Annotated in this window: 4 protein-coding genes; 3 read left to right on the forward strand and 1 reads right to left on the reverse strand. The window is 66.3% G+C overall.

Features of this window, described 5'->3' with window-relative positions; translation table 11 throughout:
• On the reverse strand, positions 1 to 545 hold a 545-nt coding region (locus tag DBR12_RS23065), incomplete at its 3' end, for a tripartite tricarboxylate transporter substrate binding protein (protein WP_255575927.1).
• Between the two features lie 156 nt (positions 546 to 701).
• Here DBR12_RS23065 and DBR12_RS17090 point away from each other — a divergent pair.
• From DBR12_RS17090 to DBR12_RS17100, 3 genes are read left to right on the forward strand one after another with little or no spacing between them, the layout of a single operon-like run.
• On the forward strand, positions 702 to 1,385 hold the full coding sequence (locus DBR12_RS17090; protein WP_108618366.1) for a response regulator transcription factor: 684 nt from the start codon (positions 702 to 704) through the stop codon (positions 1,383 to 1,385).
• Positions 1,382 to 2,842, forward strand: a complete 1,461-nt coding sequence (locus DBR12_RS17095; protein ID WP_108618362.1) for a sensor histidine kinase — start codon at positions 1,382 to 1,384, stop codon at positions 2,840 to 2,842. The genes DBR12_RS17090 and DBR12_RS17095 overlap by 4 nt, the downstream gene beginning before the upstream one ends.
• Positions 2,839 to 3,273, forward strand: a complete 435-nt coding sequence (locus DBR12_RS17100; RefSeq protein WP_108618363.1) for an RNA-binding S4 domain-containing protein — start codon at positions 2,839 to 2,841, stop codon at positions 3,271 to 3,273. Before DBR12_RS17095 ends, DBR12_RS17100 begins: the two co-directional genes overlap by 4 nt.
• Positions 3,274 to 3,502 lie beyond the last annotated feature (229 nt).

The raw sequence follows: 3,502 nt of genomic DNA on the forward strand, positions 1-3,502 counted from the left end.
ACGTAGTTGATCTTGGCAGGGTCCACGCCGACTTCACGCGCAATCATGGCGGCGGCGATGTGCTCGGTGGAGCCACGCGAACCGCCGCCCCACTTCACGCTACCGGGGTCTTTCTTGAGCTGGTCAATCACATCCTTCATGGTCTTGAAGGGCGAGTTGGCAGGCAGTACGAACACGTTGTATTCGCTGGTCAGGCGCGCCAGGGGCGTGACCTTGTCCAGACCCACAGGGGGCTTGCCAGTGATGATGCCGCCCAGCATCACGGCACCCATCACCATCATCGCGTTCGGGTCGCCCTTGCTGGCGTTGACGAACTGCGCCAAGCCGATCGCACCAGCGGCCCCGCCCTTGTTGTCATAAGACACCGACGCCGCCGCGCCCGCGTCCTGCATGGCCTTGCCCAGCGCACGGCCGGTGGTGTCCCAGCCACCGCCCGGGTTGGCAGGGATCATCATCTTGATGGCAGACGCCGTCTGGGCCGAGACGGGCAGCACACCCGCAGCAGCCATGGCTGCCAGTGATTTCAGAAAGGTATCGCGACGCATGGAGTCTCCTGATTGGTTTTAGGACTGCCCGATGATGCGCGCGCTGCCTGTCAAACGGCTGTCCTCAGACTCAGGGAAAACACTAGCATTTGCAGCCCCCTTACGACAAGCGCGTGCAGTGCGCGCAGCCTGCCTGAGAGTGATATGGTCCCGCGCATGCAATTGCTCCTTGTAGAAGACGACCCCACGATGCAGGCCACGCTGCACCGCGCACTGACGCGCCGTGGCATGGAAGTGACCGCTGTGGGCGACGGACGCGCGGCCCTCACCCAATGGGCGGCCTTGCAACCCGACGCCATCATCCTGGACCTGACCCTGCCCGGCCTGGACGGTCTGCAGGTGCTGCAGCAGGCGCGCAACCGGGGCCTGCGAACCCCCGTGCTGATTCTCACCGCTCGGGGCACCGTAGGCGACCGGGTGATGGGCCTGAACGCTGGCGCCGACGACTACCTGCCCAAGCCTTTTGACCTGGACGAACTGGAGGCCCGCCTGCGCGCCCTGGTGCGGCGCAGCGCCGACCCCACCGTGTCGCCGCTTGCACCCAGCACTTTGCAGATCGGCGCTATCCGCTACGACAAGGGCAGCGGCGCGCTCTACCTCAATGGGGAGGTGATGGAACTCACCCCCCGCGAGCTGGCGCTGATGCATGCCTTGCTAGCCCAGCCCGGCCATGCCGTTACCAAAGAGCGGCTGTATGAACTGGTGTTCCCCGGCCAGCTGGATGTGCAGTACGAAGCGATCGAGGTGGTGGTGTACCGACTGCGCAAAAAGCTGGCAGGGACAGGCCTGACCCTGATGACACTGCGCGGCCTGGGCTACCTGCTGCGGGCGGACGCATGAGCCAGGGCACAGCGCGCCACCACTCGCTGCGGCGGCGCCTGCTGCTGGGCATTCTGCTTCCGGTGGCATTGTTCATCGGCTTCAACACCTGGAGCCTTTACCGCCAGACGCTGTCGTCACTCAACACTGCCTACGACCGCACCCTGCTGGCGTCGGCCAAGAGCATCAGCGAGCAGCTGGATGTGAAAGGCTTCGAGGAAGCAGCGCAGCTGCGCGCCATAGTGCCCTACTCGGCCCTGGAGGCCTTTGAGGCCGACAACCAGAGCCAGATGTTCTACAGGGTCTCCACGCTAAGCGGCGAGATGGTATCGGGCTTTGAAGACCTGCCAGTGTGGCGCGGCAGCATCCCTGACAAGCCACCCTACGCGGCCCTGGTGGACTTTTACGACGACCAGTTCCGCGAACGCGATGTGCGCGTGGCTGTGCTGCTGCAGCCGGTGGCCAGCTCGCAAGGCCGGGCCATGGCCGTGATCCAGGTGGCCGAAACGCTGGAAGTGCGCGAAACCCTGGCCCTGCAGATCCTGTGGAACACGCTGCTGCGCCAGGCGCTGCTGATCGCCGTGATCGCATTCACCGTGGTGCTGGTGGTGCAGCGCGCAACCCGACCCGTGCGCCAGCTCAGCCAGCAGCTGCAGGCACGGCGCGAGGGCGACCTGAGCCCCATCGCAGCCCCCACCGCCCCGCGCGAGCTGCAGCCGCTGGTGGATGCCACCAATGAGGTCATGCAACGCCTGCGCCACCTGCTGCGGCACCAGAAGCGTTTTGTGCGCGATGCGTCACACCAGCTGCGCACACCGCTGGCCGTGCTCAAGACCCAGGTGCAATCGGCCCTGCGCGGCGATGTGGAGCCGCGCCAGGCACTGCACGAGATCAGCGACACCGTGGACCGCGCCACCCAGCTCGCCAACCAGATGCTGGCCCTGGCCAAGGTGGAACAGCTGCGCCAGCAAAGCGCACCGCCCGCCACCCGACTCGATGACATCCTGCGCGCCGTGGCGCTGGAGATTTCGCCGCTGATCGCCCAACGCGACTTGGACTTTGGCATCCACACCGAACCCGCGCTGGTGCAGTCCCACGAATGGATGCTGCGGGAATTGAGCCGCAACCTGCTGCACAACGCCGTGCGCCATGCGCCACCGGGCAGCGAACTCACGGTCGACCTGCGCAGCGACGGACGGCATGTGGCGCTGACGATCAGCGACCATGGCCCAGGCATTGATGACGAGCTGGCGGCCCGGCTGTTCCAACCGTTCTCGGCGGGCGACGTGCGCACTGGAAGCGGCCTGGGCCTGGCCATCTGCCGCGAAATCGTGCAGGCGCTGGAGGGCAGCATCACGCTCACCAACCGCTTGGCGGGCCACCAAGTCGAGGGACTGGACGCCGTGGTGCGCCTGCCACTGCCCAGCGTTGCAGCCGATGGCCCGCCAGAGGCACAAGCGGCACAATCTCGTCCATGAACACATTGGAGACAATGCGGCTGGACAAATGGCTCTGGTGCGCCCGCTTCTACAAGACCCGCAGCCTCGCTACCGAAGAAATCGGCAAGGGACGGGTGACCGTCAATGGCCAGCTGGCCAAACCCGCACGCGACCTGCGCCGTGGCGACACCGTGGCGCTGCGCCAGGGCCCCGTGGCGCGCACTGTGCACGTCCTGGGCCTGAGTGGCGCACGCGGCCCGGCTCCAGTGGCCCAGCTGCTTTACGAAGAGACCGCTGACAGCATTGTCGCCCGCGAAAAAGCCGCCGAGCTGCGCCGCCTTGCTCCCGAACCTGCTGCTGCCCTGCACGAAGGCCGCCCCACCAAACGCGACAGGCGCGAGATCGATAAGGTCAGCCGCCCCGGCAGCGGTGACTGGGGAAGCCGCTGGAGTGCCTCGATCGACGAGTGAGCGGTAAGGCGAAAAGGCGCGTGCCACTGCGCTGGGGACTGGGCGGGACCTCTCTCACGGGCCAAGTGGAATTCGGTCCAGCAGGCGCATCCGAAACCTGAACCGGGACATCACCAACACCGCATGGGGCGCACTGCGCGGCAGCAGCTCTTCCATACACCCGGTGGCTGCGGGAGGCACAAAACCCAACGCGATGCCCCCCATGGCCGCCCTGGAGCCCCCCTTCCAG

Source organism: Acidovorax sp. HMWF029 (assembly GCF_003060895.1).
Classification (GTDB): domain Bacteria; phylum Pseudomonadota; class Gammaproteobacteria; order Burkholderiales; family Burkholderiaceae_C; genus Acidovorax.